The organism is Frateuria terrea (assembly GCF_900115705.1).
Lineage (GTDB): Bacteria > Pseudomonadota > Gammaproteobacteria > Xanthomonadales > Rhodanobacteraceae > Frateuria_A > Frateuria_A terrea.
Window position 1 is genome coordinate 26,839 of record NZ_FOXL01000012.1, and the last position, 19,524, is coordinate 46,362.

The window sequence follows — 19,524 nt, forward strand, 5'->3', positions numbered from 1 at the left end:
CGTCCACGGCCGCAACCGAGCCGGTGTGGGGCCATGCCCGTGGAGGCAGGTGTCTTATGCGCGGACCGCATGGAAGCGGAGGGCAAGCGCCCGCCAAGGTCCGAGGTCCCAATGCCCGCGCGCCTGGCCCGACGGCGAGGGCAAAGCGTGGATCTCGATGGTGTCGAGGCGTTCGGGTTGCACGCCGTGCGCGGTGATCGCGCGGCCGAGTGCCGCGCGCGCGGCGGTCTTGCTGGTGAAGGCGAGCAGGCGGGGCTGGTAGTGCGCGAGCTTCGCCTCGAGAGCAGGAACGTCGAAGGCATCGCGTGGCAGGTCGGCGTCGTTGCCGCTGTGGCGCTTGGCCAGGTCGGTCAGCCCGATGCCCAGCTCCAGCAGCGCCGGGAAATCCGGCGGCGAGAAGCGATGCGGCGTGATGCCGGCTTCGTGCAGCGCGCGCCAGAACAGGTTGCCCGGGTGTGCATAGTAGGCGCGTTCGCGAGCCGAACGTTCGCCCGCAGCGGTGCCGCAGAACACCAAGGCCAGGCCAGGCCGCAGCAGGTCCGGCAGGATGTGTTGTTCAGCCGGCCGTTGCATCAAGCAGGAAGTCGGTGAACTGGAAGCGGTCGTCGCGCCGCACCGACTCGCCACGGCGCAGCGGCAGCTCGCGCGCGAACATCGGCCCGCCAAAGCTCAGCGTGTGGAACTCGCCGCGTTCGCCGCAGGGATCCACGGCGGCGGGCAGGCCGTCGAGCAGGGCTCCGTCGTAGGCGCGGCCGCAATAGTCGGCAGGCAGTTGCTGGGTGTCCACGCAGCACAGCACGGCCCGGTGGCCTTCGCCGACGAAGCGGCGCGCGAGAGCTTCGGTATCCTCGCCCCAGATCGGGAACACAGCGCGCCATCCACCACGACCCAACTGCCGTACACGGTAGTCGCGCACGTCCTCCAGAAAGAGGTCGCCGAAGGCGCAGTGGCGGATACCGGGCCAGCGCATGCGCGCTTGAGCCAGTGCGCGCTCGTGCGCGGCCTCGTAGGCCTCGTTGCTGCCGGGCCAGTCCATCGCCACTTCCAGCAGCGGCAGGCCGAGGGCGTCGGCCTGCGCGAGCAGGATGTCGCGGCGCACGCCATGCATGGCGATGCGCTGGTAGGTACGGTTGACGGTGGTCAGCAGCGCGACGACCTGCCACTGCGGATCGGCGCGCAGCCGCTGCAGGGCCATAAGGCAGTCCTTGCCGCCGCTCCAGGCGAGGAGGATGGGCGTGGCGTTCATCGGCCTACTCTACGGCAGCCCTGGACGTTGCGACCATGGCGTGCCCACGCCCCGTGGACGTGCGGGCGGGCAGGGTGGGCTGCATGGCGGACAAACTGCTGGGCATCTGGAACCACCAGCCGTGGACGCGTCTGGGCGTCACGGTCGTCGTGGCACTGCTGGTCGCGATCGTGGTGCACCGGCTGGTGCGCGCGCTGCTCTGGCGCTTCAGCGACGGCCATCCGATGGCGCGCGAGATGCTCAGGCAGGCGCGCGCGCCGATGGGCTGGCTGGTGCCCCTGCTGGTCCTGGTGGTCGCGCTGCGCGCACGGCCGGAAGCGGCGCAATTGCACGTCATCCCCAGCGCCGAACAGGTACTGGTGATTGCGCTGATCGCGGTGGCGACGTGGCTGGGCGTGCGCTGTATCAATGCGGCGGAGTTCTTCTTCTGCCGGCGCTTCCCGGTCGACACCAAGGACAACCTGCGCGCGCGGCGCGTGCTTACGCAGGCGCGCGTGCTGGGACGCACCGGCTCGGTGCTGCTGATCCTGATCGGCCTGGCCGCCTGCCTGATGATGATCCCCGGCGTGCGCCAGATCGGCACCAGCCTGCTCGCCTCGGCGGGCCTGGCGGGACTGGCCGTGGGCCTCGCCGCCAAGCCGGTGCTGAGCAACCTGATCGCCGGCCTGCAGATCGCCATCACGCAGCCGATCCGCCTGGACGACGTAGTCATCATCGAAGGCGAGTGGGGGCGTATCGAGGAGATCACCGGCACCTACGTGGTAGTGCGCATCTGGGACGAGCGACGACTGGTCGTACCGCTGAACTGGTTCATCGAGAACCCGTTCCAGAACTGGACGCGCACCAGTTCGCAGCTGATCGGCACGGTGTTCCTGTGGCTCGACTACCGCGTGCCGCTGGAGCCGCTGCGCGAGGAGGTCAAACGGCTGTGCAAGGAGGCGCCGCAATGGGACGGCCGCGTGTGCGTGCTGCAGGTGACCGACACTACCGATCGCACGCTGCAGATACGCATCCTGGCCAGTTCGCCCGACTCGGGCAGCAACTTCGACCTGCGCTGCCACGTGCGCGAAGGGATGATCAAGTTCGTGCAGCAGCGTTACCCGGACAGCCTGCCGCGGATGCGGGCGGAGCTCCAGGAGTGGCCGGGGAAGACCGCCCCCGGACGCGACGGCCCGGCTGCCTGAGCTGCGGGGTTTGCGCCCGCTTCGCGGAACGTGCCTCAGCCGCCGCTCCACGTCAGCACGGCGCTGACCCTGCCGTCGTCCCATTCGAAATGCAGGCGCATGTCCAGTGCCTCGGCCGCGGCATGCGCGAGGGCCAGGCCCAGGCCGGCGTGCCCGGCATGCGGCAGCTGCTTGCGCCAGAAACGCTGGCCGAAACGCGCCAGGTCCGCCGGCTCCAGCCCGGGCGCCGCGTTGTCGATCCGCAGGCCGCCGGCATCCAGCGTGACATGCACCGTGTCCCCGGGCGGCGCATAGGCGCAGGCGTTGCCCAGCAGATTTCCGACGATCACTTCCAGCAACGCCGGGTCGGTGTGCAGGCTCGGCGGCGGCGTTCCTGCCACGGCGAGCGCTACGCCGCGTTGCGCCGCAGGCGCACGCCGGCGCTGGAACTGCCGCTCCAGCCAGGGCATGGAGTCCAGCGGCTGGCGCTGCGGCTGTTCCAGTCCCGATTGCAGGCGGGTGAGCAGCAGCAGCGCGGAGACGGTCGCTTCCAGCTCGGCGCCGATCTGGCCGATCTCGCCCAGGATCTGCTTGAGTTCGCGACCGCTGGGATAACGCGCCTCCACCTCGGCCAGCGCACGCAGTTCGGCCAGCCGCGTGCGCGTCTCATGCGCCAGGCCGCTGGCGAACTGGCGCTCGCGGGCGAGGCCGTCGTCCATCCGCGCGAGCACGTCGTTGAAGCGCGCCACCAGCGGGTCGAGCTCGCGCATGCCGCTGGCCGGCAGCCGCTGGCCCGGCGCGTGCGGGCCGATGTTGCGCATGCGCTCGGCCAGGGCGCGCACGGGGCGCAGGCCGCGGCGCACGATAAGCGGCACGGCCACCAGCGCGACCAGCATCGCCAGCGCCGGGCCGAGCACGAGGATCCAGTCCAGCGCGGTCAGCAGGCGATCGAACGCGCGGCGGTCCTGCATGAACAACAGCGCGCAGCTGCGCGTGGGCGGGCCGGTGGCGGCCGGAGCCTGGAAGGCGAACATCACCGCGCCGAGCCGGCCGTGCCTGCGGGTAAGGCTGGCAAAGCGCGGCGTGGCGCCGGCAGCCTGCGGCCAGTCGGGAGGGACGGCCGGCGGCGGTGGCGAACTGCGCTGGGCGGGCAGGCCGGCGCAGCGCAGCTCGTACCAGGCGCGGTCGCCCGCCAGCAGCCCGGGCGGGGCATGCGGCGCGCCGGCGGCCTGTTCGATCTCCACCACCGTGGTCAGCGCCTGCGCCTGGGCCAGCAGGTTCTCGCGGAAGCGCGCTTCCATTGCCCGGTCGATGCGCCAGTCCATCAGCAGCGCGCCGCCGCCGAGCAGCGCCAGGCTGCTGGCCACCAGCAGCAGGGTGATGCGCGCGGCGAGCGAAGGCGGCTTCACGGGATCAGGTAGCCGGCGCCGCGGCGGGTCTCGATCAGGCCGGCCAGGCCCGCGGCGTCGAGCTTGCGGCGCAGGCCGAACACCAGCACTTCGACGCTGCGGTCGGACACCTCGGTGTCGCTGCCGGCGGTGCGCTCGAGAATTTCCTGGCGCGTAAAGGCGCGCCCGCGGTGGCGCAGCAGCAGGCCCAGTACGGCGAACTCGCGTGGGGTGAGCGGCAGCGGCTGGCCGTCCACGCTGGCGCAATGGGCCAGCGGATCCCACGCCAGCGCACCGTGGCTGAGCACCACCGGCTGCGCCTGCAGCGGACGGCGTGCCAGCGCGTGCAGGCGGGCGATGAGCTCGTCGAAGGCGAAAGGCTTGACCAGGTAGTCATCCGCGCCGGCGTTGAGCGCCTCGATCCGGTCGCGGACCTGGTCGCGCGCGGACAGCACCAATACGCGAGGCCGGCGCCCGCCGGAGGGCATCGAGCGCAGCACGCCAAGGCCGTCCAGCCGCGGCAGCATCAGGTCCAGCACGACCAGTTCGTAATCGTAGCTGGCCAGGAAACCCTTGGCCTCGATCCCGTCGGCGGCAGCGTCGACGGTGAATCCGGCCCCGCGCAGGCCATGCTGCAGGGTGGTGCGCAGGCGTTCGGAGTCTTCCACCAGCAGAAGTTTCATGGGGCGCCAGTCTAGCCAAAACGGGGCCGGCTCCGGCCCACCGCCCCGCTCGCCGGCTGAAGCCCACCCTACGGGGCATGCGCCGCCGCATCGACAGTTTGCGCACCCAACGGCTATAAAGACCCGAGTCAGCGGGGGTAGGTGTGAGCGAAGAGATCCTGATCAACGTAACGCCCCGTGAAACCCGCGTGGGCGTGGTCGAGAACGGCATGCTGCAGGAGGTGCACGTCGAGCGCGCCTCCCGTCGCGGCTACGTGGGCAACGTGTACAAGGGCCGCGTGCAGCGGGTGATGCCCGGCATGCAGGCGGTGTTCGTGGAGATCGGGCTGGAGCGCGCCGCGTTCCTGCACGCCTCGGACATCGTGCGTCCGCCGCTGCCCGAAGGCGCCGAGCCGCACGGCAATGGCCACACGACCCCCTCGATCAGCGAACTGGTGCACGAGGGCCAGGAGATCGTGGTGCAGGTGGTCAAGGACCCGATCGGCACCAAGGGCGCGCGGCTGTCCACCCACCTGTCGATCCCATCGCGCTACCTGGTGCTGCTGCCGCACGCGCGCACGCTGGGCATCTCCGCGCGCATCGAGGACGAGGACGAACGTGCCCGCCTGAAAGAGGTGCTGGGCGGCCTGATCGGCGAGGACAACCGCCTGGGCTACATCGTGCGCACCAACGCCGAAGGGCAGTCGGCCGAGTCGCTGGCGTTCGACGTGACCTACCTGAGCAAGGTATGGCGCGTGGTGCAGGAGAACATCGCCAGGGCGAAAGTCGGCGAGCGCGTCTACGAGGAATTGTCGCTGCCGCTGCGCAGCCTGCGCGACATGCTCACCGACGACATCGAGAAGGTGCGCGTGGACTCGCGCGAGACGCACGACAAAGTAGTCAAGTTCGTGCACAAGTTCATGCCCAGCCTGGACGACCGCATCGAGCACTACACCGGCGAGCGGCCGATCTTCGACCTCTACGGCGTGGAGGACGAGATCCAGCGCGCGATGAAGAAGGAGGTGCCGCTGAAGTCCGGTGGCTACCTGATCGTCGACCAGACCGAGGCGATGACCACGATCGACGTCAACACCGGCGGCTACCTGGGCACGCGCAACCTGGAGGAGACCGTCTACCGCACCAATCTGGAGGCCGCGCAGGCGGCGGCGCGGCAGCTGCGGCTGCGCAACCTGGGCGGCATCATCATCATCGATTTCATCGACATGAACGACGAGGAGCACAAGCGTCAGGTGATCCGCATGCTGGAGAAGGGCCTCGCCCGCGACCACGCCAAGACCACCGTCTACCCGATGTCGGCGCTGGGGCTGGTCGAGATGACCCGCAAGCGCACCACCGAAAGCCTGGAGCGCCAGCTGTGCGAGCCGTGCCCGGCCTGCGGCGGGCGCGGCACGGTGAAGACGTCCGAAACGGTAACCTACGAAATCTTCCGCGAGATCACCCGCGCGGTGCGACAGTTCAATGCCGAGAAGCTGCTGGTGATGGCCAGCCCCAAGGTCGTCTCGCGCATTCTCGAAGAGGAATCCGCCGCCGTCGCCGAACTGGAGGAGTTCATCTCCAAGAGCATACGCTTCCAGCCGGAAGAGCATTACTCGCAGGAACAATTCGATGTGGTCTTGCTGTAAGCGAAGGATTGCCCGCAACGCCGCCCAGGACGGAACGAGGTGAACGCGCGCTGGCGACAGCGCCTGCACCTGGCATTGCGCGCGCTTGGCTGGAGCGCCGGCATCGTGGTGGTCGCATTGGCCGTGCTGGTGGCGCTGGCGCAACTGCTGCTGCCGCTGCTGGCGCGGCACCCGCAATGGGTCGCGGCACAGCTCTCCGAACGGCTGCACCGGCCGGTGAGGTTCGCCTCGATGGAAGGTTACTGGCGCGGTTCGGGTCCCCTGTTCGTGATGCGCGACGTGACCATCGGCCCCGGCCCCGGGGGTGGCAGCCCGCTGCGCCTGCCCGAGTCCCAGCTCAAGATCGATTTCGGCAGCTGGCTGTTGCCCTCGCGGCACCTGCTCGACCTGCGCGCGCGTGGCCTGGAGCTGGAGCTGAGCCACGACGCGCAGGGCCGCTGGCACGTCAACGGTATCGGCGGCCCGCAAGGTGGCGCGCGCCAGGACTTCTCGATGGGGCCGGTCTCGCTGGGTATCTGGCTGCGTGACCTGCGACTGGTCGTCACCGACGAGGCCAGCGGCCGCCGTTACGCGGTATTGGCCGACCAGTTGCGGCTGAGCCGGCAGGGTGACCGCGTGCGCTTCGGCGTAGTGCTGCAGCGCGAAGGCACCCACGGCCAGTGGCATGGCGCCGGCAGCTTCCACGAAGACGGCAGCGCCGGCCAGCTGTGGCTTGCCGGTGACCGGCTCGACCTGCGCGCGCTGCTCGGTGACGTGGCGATGGACGGCTACACCGCCAAAAGCGGCAGCGGCAACCTGGCCGCCTGGCTGGACTGGCAGGACCGCAAGCTGGTCCACGCCACACTGCGCTTCGACCTCGCCAACCTCACCATCGAAGGGCCGGCGGGAACCGCCCGGGTGCCCGCCCTTCGCGGCCTGGCCGGCATCAGCCAGCGTGCCGACGGCTATGACGTGCGCTACACGGCCGACGACGGCGGAGCCTTGGCGATCGCCCTGCACCAGCCCGACGGGCCGCTGCACGTGGGCCTGGTCGCGCGCAATCTGGAGCTGGCGCCGTTGTTGCCGTGGCTGGCACTCAAGCCGGATCTCTCACCCGGGCTCGGTGCCTGGCTGGGGGGCGGGCACCCGCGCGCCCGGATCATGCAGGCGGCGCTGCAGTGGTCGCGCGCCGACGGCGTGCAGTATCTGCAAGCCGCGTTCGCCGGCGCCGGCATCGATGCGGTCGGTAAGTTGCCAGGCATCAGCCGCCTCGACGGCCACCTTCGCGGTGATGCGGAAGGCCTCGCGCTGGAATGGCCGGCGCAGGCGACCGTGATCGACCTCGCGGGGTTTCGCAACCCGTTGGCGCTGTCCCGGCTGGCCGGCACCGTGGCGGCGTGGCATGCCGATGGGGCGTGGCAGGTCGGTGTCGATCCGCTGGTTTTCGAGGGCGAGGGCTACGCTGGAAGCGCGCGCGGCACGATCGGGCTGCCTGACGATGGCGGGCGGCCGTTCCTCGACCTCTATGCGCACGTCGACCACGCGCAGGTGGTGGCGGCCAAGCAGTTCTGGCCGGTCCACTCGATGTCGCCCCATGCCATTCAATGGCTGGACCGCGCACTGGTTGCCGGCACGGTGGACGAGGGCGACCTGGTCGTGCGCGGCAGCCTCGCCGACTGGCCGTTCCACCACAACGAAGGCCGCTTCGAGGCGCACGCCCGGATCAGCGGGCTTACCCTCGATTACGGCGCGGACTGGCCCCAGGCCAGTGGCGTGGACGTCGAGGCGAGTTTCGTCGACAACGGCATGCTGGCCGAGGCCAGAGGCGGGCAATCGCTCGGTATCAAGCTCGATCACGCGGTCGCGCTGATCCCGGATTTTTCCGACACCACGGTCGACCTCAACGCGCAGGGCAGCGGCAGCGGCGCCAGCCTGCTCGCGTTCCTGCAGCAGAGCCCGATTGCCCGCCACGAGGCCGACACGCTGGCCAAGCTGCGCCTGGGCGGCAGCGGCACGTTCGGCTTCCACCTGTCGCTGCCGGTGAAGGACGCAAAAGCGATGCGCCTCGAAGGCAGCGCACAGCTGAAGGACATGGACGTGGACGCGCCCGAGTGGAGGCTTGCGCTGGGCAAGCTGGGCGGTCCGGTCAGTTTCGACGCCCACGGAGTGCACGCCGGCCCCCTCGCCGGCAGCTTCCGTGGCCAACCCTCGTCGCTGGACCTGGCGATCGCCGATGCCACCGGCCGGCCGGGTACCGTGCTCTCGGCGCGGCTGCAGGGCCGCTACGCCATCGGCGAACTGGTGCAGGGTTACCCGCAGCTGGAGTGGCTGGGCGCCGCGGCCGAAGGGCGCAGCGACTACACGCTCGGCCTCGACATCGCCCATGGCAGCGGCGACACGCTGGTGCAGACGCTCAGCGCCGACAGCACGTTGGCCGGCACTACGCTGAAGCTGCCGGTGCCGCTGTCCAAGTCCGCCGGTGGCACGTTGCCCTTGCACCTGACGCTCGGCTTGCCGGTGAACGGCGCCAGCCTCGAGGTGGCCATGGGAGAGGTGATGCGCGCGCGCTTCCGCCTGCCGACGGGGGACACCCAGTCGCTGGCCGCCACCATCGCCTTCGGCGACGCCATGCCCGACAGCCTGCCGGACAAGGGCCTGCGCATCCGCGGCCATGCCGCCGAGCTGGACGTCTCCGGCTGGGTGCAGCACGCGGTCGCCGGCAGCAGCGGCAACGGTCCCGGGCTGGAGAGCATTGACGTCAGCGCCGACCGCGCGCTCGTGTTCGAACACGACTTCCCCAACATGCACATCAAGGCCGTGCCCGAGCCGGATGCGTTGTCCATCGACGCGGACAGCCCGGCGCTGGCGGGCCACGTGGACGTACCGGCCACCGACCTGCGCAAACGCGGCATCACTGCCCGCCTGCAGCGCCTGTACTGGACGCAGGTCGCGCCGCAGCCCGCCGCCGGCAAGCCGGCGAAGGGCGGGCAGCCGAAGGGCGCTGCGTCCGGACAGCCGCCCGCCGCCACCGCGCCGGCCCGCGCCGAGGCGGCGGCCAATCCGGCCGCCACCGGCATCGATCCGGCCTCGCTGCCCCCCTTCCATCTGTGGGTCGGCGACCTGCGCCTGGGCGCCGCCAAACTCGGCGAGGCGCGGCTGGAAACCTGGCCGACCGCGCAGGGCATGCACATCGACCAGCTGCGTGCATTGTCCAGGAGCGTGCAGCTCAATGCCGGCGGCGACTGGAACGGCGATGCGCAGGACAGCCACACGCACATGCGCATCGACTTCTCGGCACAGGACCTGGGCAGCATGCTCACCGCCTTCGGCTACGAGGGCCTGTTCACCGGCGGCAAGACCCACGCCGTGCTCGATGCGCGCTGGCCGGGCGCGCCCACCTCGTTCGCACTGCCCACGATGGACGGCACGCTCGGCATCGACGTCAGCAACGGCCGCATTCCCGAGGTCGGCCCCGGCGTGGGCCGGCTGTTCGGCCTGGTCTCGGTGGCCGAACTGCCGCGCCGGCTCACGCTCGATTTCGGCGACGTGTTCGGCAAGGGCCTGGGCTTCGATTCGATCAAGGGCGACTTCCGCTTCGCCGACGGCAATGCCACCACCGACAACCTGAAGATCCGCGGCCCGGCCGCCGACATCGACATCAGCGGGCGTACCGGCCTGCGCGCGCGCGACTACGACCAGCAGGTCTACGTGATGCCGCACGTGGGCAACAGCCTGCCGGTGGTGGGCGCGGTGGTCGCCGGGCCGGTCGGTGCGGCCGCCGGCTTCGCCGTGCAGGGGCTGCTCGGCAAGGGGCTGAACAAGGCTGCCAGCGCGCGCTACCACGTCAGCGGCAGCTGGGAAAAACCCGTCTTCACGCTGGTCGAGAAACACGAGGCGCAACCGGCGGCACCCAGCTCGGCGCCGGCGCCAGCGACCAGTACGGCGCACTGAGCCGGCAGACGGGTTCGGCCGAGGCGCTTTCAAAGCGCCCCGCTCGGCCCCATGTGGGATAGTCACTTTATTTTTTCGCCAAGGTTGCCGGCTCCATGGACTCACTCATCGCCCACGTCGAGAACAAGCTGCTGGCCCCTGGTGGCCTTGCCACCACCGACCTGGAGCGTGTGTTCGCGCAATTGATGGGGCCGTCCATCGATGCCGCGGACCTGTATTTCCAGCACTCGCGTAGCGAGTCATGGTTGCTGGAGGAGGGCATCGTCAAGGACGGCAGCCACTCGATCGAGCAGGGCGTGGGCGTGCGTGCGATCAGCGGCGAGAAGACCGGCTTCGCCTATTCCGACGAGATCGTGCTGCCGCAGTTGCTCGAAGCCTCCAGGGCCGCACGCGCGATCGCCCAGGGCGGACAGGGCGCGGGCAGGCCGCTGGCGCTCAACGGTGCGCGCGCGCTCTATCCGGCGCTCGACCCCGTCGAGAGCCTGCCCAATCCGGACAAGATTGCGCTGCTGCGCGAAGTCGACGCCTACGCGCGCTCGCGCGACCCGCGCGTCAAGCAGGTGATCGTCAGCCTGGCCGCCACCATGGACACGGTGCTGGTCGCCGGTGCCGATGGCACCCTGGCGGCGGACGTGCGGCCGCTGGTGCGCCTGAACGTGCAGGTGATTGCCGAATCCAGTGGCCGCCGCGAGCAGGGCAGCGCAGGTGGCGGCGGCCGCTATGGCTATCGGGAGCTGATGGAGAACGGCCGCGCGCTCGCCTTCGCCGACGAAGCGGTGCGCCAGGCGCTGGTCAACCTCGATTCGGTCGACGCGCCGGCCGGACAGATGACCGTGGTACTCGGCCCGGGCTGGCCCGGTGTGCTGCTGCACGAGGCGATCGGCCACGGCCTGGAGGGCGACTTCAACCGCAAGGGCAGCTCCGCCTTCGCCGGCCGTCTGGGGCAGCGCGTGGCCGCGCCGGGCGTGACCGTGGTCGACGACGGCACGCTGCCCAACCGCCGTGGCTCGCTAAGCGTGGACGACGAGGGCACGCCCACCGAATGCACCACGCTGATCGATGACGGCATCCTCACCGGCTACATGCAGGACAAGTTGAACGCCCGCCTGATGGGCATGAAGCCCACCGGCAACGGCCGCCGCGAATCCTTCGCGCAGCTGCCGATGCCGCGCATGACCAATACCTACATGCGTGCCGGTTCGCACGATCCGGCCGAGATCATCGCTTCGGTCAAACGGGGGCTTTATGCGGTGAACTTCGGTGGTGGACAGGTCGACATCACCAGCGGCAAGTTCGTGTTCTCCGCCAGCGAGGCCTACCTGATCGAGGACGGCAAGCTCACCGCGCCGGTCAAGGGCGCCACGCTGATCGGCGCCGGGCCGGAAGTGCTCACGCGAGTCTCGATGATCGGCAACGACCTCAAGCTCGACGAGGGCATCGGCGTGTGCGGCAAGGATGGCCAGAGCGTGCCGGTCGGCGTGGGCCAGCCAACCCTGAAGATCGACGGCATGACCGTCGGCGGCACCGCGGCCTGACCCTCTCCTGAGCTCCTCCTCCGGGGAGAGCCGCGGCCTGACCCTCACGCGCGGATACCTCATCCCTTCGGGAGAGGTTACCGATATGCGGGGCGAGGGTTCGGGCGAAGCGGGGATGCCGGCACCGAATCTTTACCCTGGCCTATCCCGGAGAGGGAAGGCTAAATGGAAAGAAGCGCTGGCTATTGCGCCGATATTTCTTACGGTCCTGGAGCGCAGCCCAGGCGCTACATGGGTTCTTTTCGCGTCGACGGTGGGTGCAAGCCAAAATCAAGGTTCTTCCAACGGACAACCGGCACGCGGCTAGGCCACATAAAAAAACACCGGCCAATGGCCGGTGTTTTCCATTCATGGCAGCCGCCGGATCAGATCGCCAGATCCTTTTCCTTCTTGCCGGCCTTCAGCGCATCGTTGAACCAGCGCGGGCGCTTGCCGCGGCCGGACCAGGTCTGCTCCGGATTGGCCGGGTTACGGTACTTCGGCGCCACCGTGCCGGTGCTGCGGCGGGCCTTGCGGGTGCCGCCGAAGACATCTTCCATGGCGAAGCCTTCGGCCTTGACCATGGCATGGATCTTTTCGCGCAGCTTGGCAACCTTCTCCTTGCGCAGCTCCGTCTGGCGCGTCTGCGCCTTGCTGATCAGTTCATTGAGCTGGTTGTGGTTGAGGTTCTTGATATCGACTGCCATGCGTGGGCTCCCGGATAAGTCTTTCGATTATGTATGTCGCCTCTCGTCACTGAGAGCGGTGCGTCCGTTTCGGGGAAGCATTCTCGCCCAATGGCGGGGGCAATTGCAAAAGGCGATTAACCCGTGGCGGGACGGATAATGCGATCCACCGCATAAACCGCCGGGTCGATTGCCATACCGGGTTGCACAGCAATGACATGCAACCCCAATCGCGACTTACTTTCAGGCCAGCAGTGTGAACAATTCGTCCTCGGTAATGGCGCGGTTTTCGGCTTCGCCGCGGCGGCGGTATTCCAGGGTGCCGCTCGCCAGGCCCCGCTCGCTTACCACCACGCGGTGCGGAATGCCGATCAATTCCAGGTCGGCAAACATCTGGCCCGGGCGCAGGCCGCGGTCATCCAGCAGCGTTTCGACGCCGCGGCCTTCAAGTTTGCGGTACAGCGCTTCGGCCGCCTCGCGCACCTCGGGCAGGTTCTTCGGATTGATGATGCAGACGGCCACGCGCCAGGGCGCCATGGCTTCGGGCCAGATAATCCCGGCCTCGTCGTGCGACTGCTCGATCGCGGCGGCCACGATGCGGCTGACGCCGATGCCGTAGCAGCCCATCATCATTACCTGCGCCTTGCCCTGGTCATCCAGCACGGTCGCGCCCAGTGCCTGGGCATATTTCGGCCCCAGCTGGAAAATGTGGCCGACTTCGATGCCGCGGGCCATCTGCAGCGTGCCGTGGCCGTCCGGCGAAGGGTCGCCCTCGACCACCTGGCGAATATCTTCGACGCGGGTAATGCGGGCGTCGCGCTCCCAGTTCGCACCGGTGTAATGGGTGCCATCGGCATTGCCGCCGCAGACGAAATCGGCAAGCACCGCGGCGCTACGGTCGACGATGACCGGAATGTTCCCGGGCAGGCCGACCGGGCCGATGAAGCCGGGGCGCGTGCCTGTGGCGGAGAGAATCTCCTCTTCCGGGGCCAGTACCGACTCGTCGGGCAATTCGGGCAGCTTGCCTGCCTTCACCTCATTGATTTCGTGGTCGCCGCGCAGGCACAGGGCGACCAGCCCTTCTCGCCCGCGCACCAGCAATGTCTTGACACACTGTTGCGGCGAGACGCCGAGAAACGCGCTGACGTCGGCGATGGTCTTTTGCGTGGGTGTATCCACGCGCTTGAGTTCAGCGCGCGGGGCAGGTCGCTCGCCCGCCGGTGCCAGCGCTTCGGCCTTTTCGATATTGGCCGCATAGTCGGAACGATCGGAAAAGGCGATCGCGTCCTCGCCCGAATCGGCCAACACCTGGAATTCATGGCTGGCGTTGCCGCCGATCGCGCCGGTGTCCGCCTGCACGGCGCGGAACTTCAATCCAAGCCGGCTGAAAATGCGCGAGTAGGTCTGGTACATGACCTCGTACGTTTCATTGAGTGACTCGGGCGAGAGATGGAAGGAATAGGCGTCCTTCATCAGGAACTCGCGCGCGCGCATCACGCCGAAACGTGGCCGGATCTCGTCACGGAACTTGGTCTGGATCTGGTAGAAGTTGATCGGCAGCTGCTTGTAGCTTTTCAGTTCGTTGCGCGCGAAGTCGGTAATGACTTCCTCATGGGTCGGGCCGAAGACGAATTCCTGTTCCTTGCGGTCGCGGATCTTCAGCAGTTCGCTGCCGAACTTGTCCCAGCGGCCGGTCTCCTTCCACAGTTCCTTCGGCTGCACCGCGGGCATCAGCATTTCCATCGCGCCGGCCCGGTCCATTTCGTCGCGTACGACGTTCTCCACCTTGCGCAACACCCGCAGTCCCAGCGGTGACCAGGTGTACAGGCCCGAGGCGAGCTTGCGGATCATGCCGGCGCGCAGCATCAGCCGATGGCTGGTGAGTTCGGCGTCGGCGGGGACTTCCTTGACGGTGGCCAGGTGGAATTGGCTGAGGCGCATGGCGGTATTCCGGGGTAAAGAGGCCGATTATACGTTGGCCATCCCCGGCATTACGCGCCCGTTGCTGCGTGGTTGGCCTACTGGCTGCAGAACTGCTGGTACTGCTGGTCGGCCAGCGCGATCTGCTGGCTGCGCTGGCTTTCGTCCAGCGCCACCGACTTGCCGCCTTCCTCCAGCACGACGGCGCCCTTGCCCTTGAGCAGATCCAGGTTGGCTTTGAGCGAGCTGCACAACCTGGCGCGGTTTTCCGGCGTGTTGGGCATTTCGCTGCTGCCTGCGGAAGCTGGCTTCGCGGCTGCTTCGGATGCCTTGACCGGTGCGGGCGATGCCGGCTGCTCCATGCCATGGGTGTCGATGCGCTTGTACTGCATGCCCTGCGGCGGCGGGGTTTCGGAGTAATGCACGGTACCGTGGGCATCGGTCCACTTGTACACCTGCGCGGCAACCGCCGGTGCGAGCAGCAGCAACACGAAGGCGAGAGGCAGGCGGCGCATGGGATTCTCCTGGAGGCGTTGGGCCCCGGCACTAGTTATCACTGCGGACGGCCGGACTCAAGCGCACGCCGGCCGTTGACGGGCGATGGTTTACACTCTCGCGCATTCCGTCACGGATCGTTGCATGAGCGAGCACCTGCCAGTCCGCACGCCCCGCCACCGGGGCATCTATCTGCTGCCGAACCTGTTCACCACGGCAGCCATGTTCGCCGGCTACTACGCGATCGTGGCGAGCATCGGCGGACGCTTCACCGAAGCGGCCATCGCCGTGTTCGTGGCGGCGGTGCTCGACGGCATGGACGGCCGCGTGGCGCGGTTGACCGGCACACAGAGCGAGTTCGGCGTGCAGTACGACTCGTTGTCCGATCTGGTGAGCTTCGGCCTGGCGCCCTCGCTGGTGATGTACAACTGGTCGCTTTCCTCGCTGCGCGACTTCGGGCCGGTGTGGGGCAAGATCGGCTGGGCCGCGGCCTTCCTCTATGCCGCCTGCGCCGCGCTGCGCCTGGCCCGCTTCAACACCCAGGTCGGGGTGATCGACAAGCGCTATTTCCAGGGCCTGGCCAGTCCGGCGGCGGCGGCGGTGTGCATGTCCTTCGTGTGGACGATGGAGAAGTTCCAGGTGCCCGGCACGAGGCTGTGCTTCCTGACGCTCGCCATGGCGGTGGTGGTCGGCCTGCTGATGGTCAGCCGCTTTCGTTACTACAGCTTCAAGTCGCTGCCGATGGGCGAGCGCGACCGGGTGCCGTTCCTGTGGGTGCTGGTGGCGGTGCTGGTGCTGGTGCCGTTCCTGATCGACCCGCCCCGGGTGCTGTTCGTGGTGTTCACGCTGTACCTGCTGTCCGGTCCGGTGGTGACCCTGTGGGGCCGCGCCGCGCATCGCCGGCGGACCCGTCGCGCCAGGCCATGAGCGCAGCGCCGGCCAGCCGCGGAGGCGTTTCGCGGCGCACGCGGATGCTGCGGGCGCTGGGTGTCACGCCATGGGTGCGCCGCGCGACCACGCTGCCGAACGAGTCTTTGGTGGAGCCCATCGCCGCGCCGGAGGTGGCACCAGCCTCCTGCGTGGTGCTGTTGCCGGACGGCTGCACGGCGCGTGAGCTGGATCTGCTCGGCCGCGCACTGGCCACCTATGGCCCCGAGCTGGCGCGCGCCGGCCGTATCCTGGTCAAGGACGGTCGCCCCGGCAGCGCCGTGCCGCCGGTACGCGCCTACCTGGTGTTCGGCCAGGCACAGGCTCACGCGCTGGGGCGCGAGCTGCCTGCGGCGATAATGAACCAGGCGCAGATCGTGCTGGCCGACGAGCCCTCGCAGCTCGCCGACGGCGGCGGCAAGCGCCGGCTGTGGACCGCGCTGCGCCAGCTGCGGCGCGCCTTGGCGGTGCCAGAGGGCGCATGATGGTCGCGGTGGCCCGTCCATGCGTCGAGATCCGTGCGATGCGCCGCGAGGACCTGGCCGCGGTCAGTGCGCTGGAAAGCGCCTCTTACGATTTTCCCTGGTCGCCCGGCATTTTTGGCGACTGCCTCAAGGCCGGGCATCCATGCTGGGTGCTGTGCAGCGATGGCGAAGTGGCCGGCTACGGCATCCTTTCGGTCGCCGCCGGCGAGGCGCACGTGCTCAACCTGTGCATCGGTCCGGACTGGCGTGGTCGTGGCCTGGGCCGGCATCTGCTCGGCCGCCTGCTCGACGTGGCGCGCTGGAGCGGTGCCGAAAGGGTGTTCCTCGAGGTGCGCCCATCGAACCCGGTGGCGCAGCAGCTGTATGCCTCGGTCGGCTTCAAGGAGATCGGCCGGCGCCCGCGGTACTACCCGGCCAAGGGCGGACGCGAAGACGCCATCGTGATGGCGCTCGGCTGACGCTGCCGCGATCACCTCGCTCGAAGCGGACGCCAGGCTTGCCGCAGAGCCGCGGGCGGGCCTACCGCAATCATCCCAGCTTGCGCGCCTGCTCCCGCAACGCCTCCAGCTGTGTACCCCAGTCGACGATGCGCTGGCGCTCCTGCGCCACGACCTCGGCAGGCGCATTGGCCACGAAGTTGGCATTGCCCAGCTTGCCCTCGCACTTTTTGATCTCGCCCTCGATCCGCGCGATCTCCTTGCCCAGGCGGGCCTTCTCCGCGCCGAGGTCGATCAGTCCGGCCAGCGGGATCAGCACGCGCAGGCTGCCGACCACCGCGGCGGCTGTGGCCGGTTCCTCCGCGCCCGGTTCGATCCATTGCGGTACGTCGGTGCGCGCGAGGAAGGCGATCTGCGCGGCAAACTTGATCGCGCGCGCGCGATCGGGTTCATCACCGTCGGCAAGCAGCAGAGGAATGGTCTTGCCCGGGGCGATGTTCATTTCCGAGCGGATGCGCCGGATGCCCGAAAGCACTGCCTTGACCCATTCGATCTCGGCGCTTGCCGCCACGTCGGTCGGCAGCTCGCGGGCGTCCGGCCATGGCCGTTCCATGATGCCTTGCCCCTGCATGCCGAGCCGTGGCGCCACCGCCTGCCAGATCTCCTCGGTGATGAAAGGAATGATCGGGTGCAACGCGCGCAGCACGGTCTCAAGCACGACCAGCAGGGTGTGGCGGGTGGACGCCGCGGCAGCCGCGTCCTCGCCGCTCAACGCCGGCTTCGACAGCTCGAGGAACCAGTCGCAGTACTCGTTCCAGACGAACTCGTAGAGCGCCTGCGCGAGCAGGTCGAAACGGTAGGTGGCGAAGTGTTCCTCGACGTCGGTGAGCGTTTGCCGGAGGCGCGTGAGGATCCATCGCTCCGCCTCGGTCGACGGTGCGCCAACGGGCGCGTTGATCGTCCCCTCCGGGAGGTTCATCAGCACGAACCGCGCCGCATTCCACAGCTTGTTGCAGAACGCCTTGTAGCCTTCGGCGCGCTTGATGTCGAAGTTGATCGTGCGGCTGTAGCTGGCCAGCGCGGCGAAGGTGAAGCGCAGCGCATCGGTGCCGATCGCCGGAATGCCTTGCGGATAATCCTTGCGGATGCGCTTCTCGACCTTCTCGCGTACCTGCGGGATCAGCAGCGAGCGGGTGGATTTGTCCACCAGTGGTTCAAGGCCGATGCCGTCGATGAGGTCCAGCGGGTCCAGCGTGTTGCCCTTGGACTTGGACATTTTCTGGCCTTCGGCGTCGCGCACGATGGCGTTGATGTAGACCTCGCGGAAGGGCACCTGCTTGGTGAAGTACAGGGTCGCCATGACCATGCGCGCGACCCAGAAGAAGATGATGTCGAAGCCGGTGACCAGCACCGCGCTGGGCAGGAACAGCTTGTCCTGCTCCCAGTTGGCGACCACCTCGCCGCGCTCGTTCTTCACCGGGCCCGTCATCGGCCAGCCCAGCGTGGAGAAGGGCCACAGTGCGGAGGAGAACCAGGTATCGAGCACGTCGTCGTCCTGGCGAAGGGCGCCGACCGGCTCGGTGGTGGCGTGGCGGCGCGCGTCCTGCTCGTCCTCTCCGACGAAGATGTTGCCCGCCTCGTCGTACCACGCCGGAATGCGGTGGCCCCACCAGAGCTGGCGGCTGATGCACCAGTCCTGGATGTTCTCCAGCCACTGCGTATAAGTCGTGGTCCAGTTCTCCGGGACGAAGCGGATCGCGCCCGAGCGCACGGCGTCCAGCGCCGGTTCGGTGATGGCGGTGCGACCGCCCGGGCGGCCGTCGGCCAGCACGTCGGAAGTGAGGTCGACGAACCACTGGTCCGTCAGCATCGGCTCGATCACCGCGTCCGAACGCTGGCTCACCGGCACCTGCAGCTTGTGCGGCTTGGTCTCGACCAGCAGGCCGGTCGCCTCCAGGTCGGCCAGTACGGCCTTGCGTGCCTCGTAGCGGTCCAGCCCGCGGTACTTCTCCGGTGCGTTGTCGTTGATCTTCGCGTCGAGCGTGAAGATGTTGATCGGCTCCAGCCTGTGGCGCTGGCCGATCGCGTAGTCGTTGAAGTCGTGTGCCGGGGTGATCTTCACGCAGCCGGTGCCGAACTCGCGGTCGACGTAGTCGTCGGCGATCACCGGGATCTCGCGGCCGGTCAGCGGCAGGTGCAGCTTCGCGCCGATCAGGTGCGCGTAGCGCTCGTCCTGCGGATGCACCGCGACCGCGACGTCGCCCAGCATGGTTTCCGGGCGCGTGGTGGCGACCACCACGGAACCCGCGCCATCGGCGGTCATGTAGCGGATCGACCACATGTGGCCGTCGCGCTCGACGTTGTTGACCTCCAGGTCCGACACCGCCGTGCCCAGCGCCGGGTCCCAGTTCACCAGGCGGTTGCCGCGATAGATCAGGCCGTCGCGGTACCACTGCACGAATACCTTGCGCACCGCGGCCGAGAGCCCCTCGTCCATGGTAAAGCGCTCGCGCGACCAGTCGGCGGCCACGCCCAGGCGGCGCATCTGGTTGGTGATGGTCGAGCCCGATTCCTCCTTCCATTGCCACACGCGCTCGACGAACGGCTCGCGGCCCAGATCGTGGCGCGACTTGCCCTCGGCAGCGAGCTGGTTCTCCACGATCTTCTGCGTGGCGATGCCGGCGTGGTCAGTGCCCACCTGCCAGAGCGTGTTCATGCCGCGCATCCGCTGGTAGCGGATCAGCATGTCCATCACAGTCTGCTGGAACGCATGGCCCATGTGCAGCGTGCCGGTCACGTTCGGCGGCGGCAGCAGGATGCAGTAGGGCTCGCCCTGGCCGCTCGGCTGGAAGGCGCCGCGCTGTTCCCAGTGGGCATACCACTTCGATTCGATCTGGCCGGGCTCGAAACTTTTTTCCATCGGAGGCTCGCGATGGCGCGCCGTGCGGCGCGCGCGTCATGGAAGGTAAGCCTGCGATTGTACGGGGCGCGCGTGATGGCCCCAAGCGGTGTCCGCGGCGAGCGCAAA

General features: G+C 68.6%; 15 protein-coding genes. 7 read left to right on the plus strand and 8 right to left on the minus strand.

Features of this window, described 5'->3' with window-relative positions; translation table 11 throughout:
* Positions 1-54: 54 nt before the first annotated feature.
* Together BMZ38_RS16960 and BMZ38_RS16965 are read right to left on the minus strand one after the other, a co-directional pair.
* Entirely contained in the window at positions 55-573 is a 519-nt protein-coding gene (locus BMZ38_RS16960; protein ID WP_091340564.1) for a mismatch-specific DNA-glycosylase, read from the minus strand.
* The gene (locus tag BMZ38_RS16965) at positions 557-1,246 is read right to left on the minus strand and encodes a Dph6-related ATP pyrophosphatase (protein ID WP_091340566.1); all 690 of its coding nucleotides are present in this window, start codon (positions 1,244-1,246) and stop codon (positions 557-559) included. The genes BMZ38_RS16960 and BMZ38_RS16965 overlap by 17 nt, the downstream gene beginning before the upstream one ends.
* 83 nt (positions 1,247-1,329) lie before the next feature.
* Between BMZ38_RS16965 and BMZ38_RS16970 the strand changes: the two genes are divergently transcribed.
* A complete protein-coding gene (locus BMZ38_RS16970; protein WP_091340568.1) occupies positions 1,330-2,430 on the plus strand; it encodes a mechanosensitive ion channel family protein in 1,101 nt (366 codons plus the stop codon).
* Between the two features lie 35 nt (positions 2,431-2,465).
* Here the strand turns inward: BMZ38_RS16970 and BMZ38_RS16975 are convergent, their stop codons facing one another.
* Both BMZ38_RS16975 and BMZ38_RS16980 read right to left on the minus strand, forming a co-directional pair.
* Positions 2,466-3,818, minus strand: a complete 1,353-nt coding sequence (locus tag BMZ38_RS16975) for an ATP-binding protein (RefSeq protein WP_091340571.1) — start codon at positions 3,816-3,818, stop codon at positions 2,466-2,468.
* Entirely contained in the window at positions 3,815-4,480 is a 666-nt protein-coding gene (locus BMZ38_RS16980; RefSeq protein WP_091340573.1) for a response regulator transcription factor, read from the minus strand. The genes BMZ38_RS16975 and BMZ38_RS16980 overlap by 4 nt, the downstream gene beginning before the upstream one ends.
* 143 nt (positions 4,481-4,623) lie before the next feature.
* On the opposite strand from BMZ38_RS16980, the gene rng reads away from it, so the two are divergent.
* The 3 genes from rng to tldD all read left to right on the plus strand — a co-directional run bounded on the left by rng (position 4,624) and on the right by tldD (position 11,567).
* Positions 4,624-6,102 carry a ribonuclease G gene (rng, locus tag BMZ38_RS16985; RefSeq protein WP_091340575.1) on the plus strand — a complete coding sequence of 493 codons (1,479 nt, stop codon included), beginning with the start codon at positions 4,624-4,626 and terminating at the stop codon, positions 6,100-6,102.
* Positions 6,103-6,141: 39 nt separating this feature from the next.
* The gene (locus BMZ38_RS16990) at positions 6,142-10,032 is read left to right on the plus strand and encodes a YhdP family protein (RefSeq protein ID WP_091340577.1); all 3,891 of its coding nucleotides are present in this window, start codon (positions 6,142-6,144) and stop codon (positions 10,030-10,032) included.
* 95 nt (positions 10,033-10,127) lie between these two features.
* On the plus strand, positions 10,128-11,567 hold the full coding sequence (gene tldD, locus BMZ38_RS16995) for a metalloprotease TldD (RefSeq protein ID WP_091340579.1): 1,440 nt from the start codon (positions 10,128-10,130) through the stop codon (positions 11,565-11,567).
* A gap of 365 nt (positions 11,568-11,932) precedes the next feature.
* On the opposite strand, the gene BMZ38_RS17000 is transcribed toward tldD, so the two are convergent.
* The 3 genes from BMZ38_RS17000 to BMZ38_RS17010 all read right to left on the minus strand — a co-directional run bounded on the left by BMZ38_RS17000 (position 11,933) and on the right by BMZ38_RS17010 (position 14,667).
* Positions 11,933-12,253 (minus strand): H-NS histone family protein, encoded by a 321-nt coding sequence (locus BMZ38_RS17000; protein WP_091340581.1) that lies wholly within the window; start codon positions 12,251-12,253, stop codon positions 11,933-11,935.
* A 222-nt stretch (positions 12,254-12,475) separates the two neighbouring features.
* Positions 12,476-14,173 (minus strand): proline--tRNA ligase, encoded by a 1,698-nt coding sequence (locus BMZ38_RS17005; RefSeq protein WP_091340582.1) that lies wholly within the window; start codon positions 14,171-14,173, stop codon positions 12,476-12,478.
* A 77-nt stretch (positions 14,174-14,250) separates the two neighbouring features.
* The gene (locus BMZ38_RS17010; RefSeq protein WP_091340585.1) at positions 14,251-14,667 is read right to left on the minus strand and encodes a DUF4124 domain-containing protein; all 417 of its coding nucleotides are present in this window, start codon (positions 14,665-14,667) and stop codon (positions 14,251-14,253) included.
* A 124-nt stretch (positions 14,668-14,791) separates the two neighbouring features.
* On the opposite strand from BMZ38_RS17010, the gene pssA reads away from it, so the two are divergent.
* Genes pssA through rimI form a run of 3 tightly spaced genes read left to right on the plus strand, consistent with a single transcriptional unit; the run spans position 14,792 to position 16,517 of the window.
* Entirely contained in the window at positions 14,792-15,574 is a 783-nt protein-coding gene (gene pssA / locus BMZ38_RS17015) for a CDP-diacylglycerol--serine O-phosphatidyltransferase (RefSeq protein WP_091340588.1), read from the plus strand.
* Positions 15,571-16,059, plus strand: coding sequence for a P-loop NTPase family protein (locus BMZ38_RS17020; RefSeq protein ID WP_091340630.1), 489 nt, complete (start codon positions 15,571-15,573; stop codon positions 16,057-16,059). Before pssA ends, BMZ38_RS17020 begins: the two co-directional genes overlap by 4 nt.
* Positions 16,059-16,517, plus strand: a complete 459-nt coding sequence (gene rimI / locus BMZ38_RS17025; RefSeq protein ID WP_091340590.1) for a ribosomal protein S18-alanine N-acetyltransferase — start codon at positions 16,059-16,061, stop codon at positions 16,515-16,517. Before BMZ38_RS17020 ends, rimI begins: the two co-directional genes overlap by 1 nt.
* Before the next feature lie 70 nt (positions 16,518-16,587).
* Here rimI and BMZ38_RS17030 read toward each other — a convergent pair whose 3' ends face one another.
* A complete protein-coding gene (locus BMZ38_RS17030) occupies positions 16,588-19,416 on the minus strand; it encodes a valine--tRNA ligase (protein ID WP_091340593.1) in 2,829 nt (942 codons plus the stop codon).
* Between the last annotated feature and the right edge of the window lie 108 nt (positions 19,417-19,524).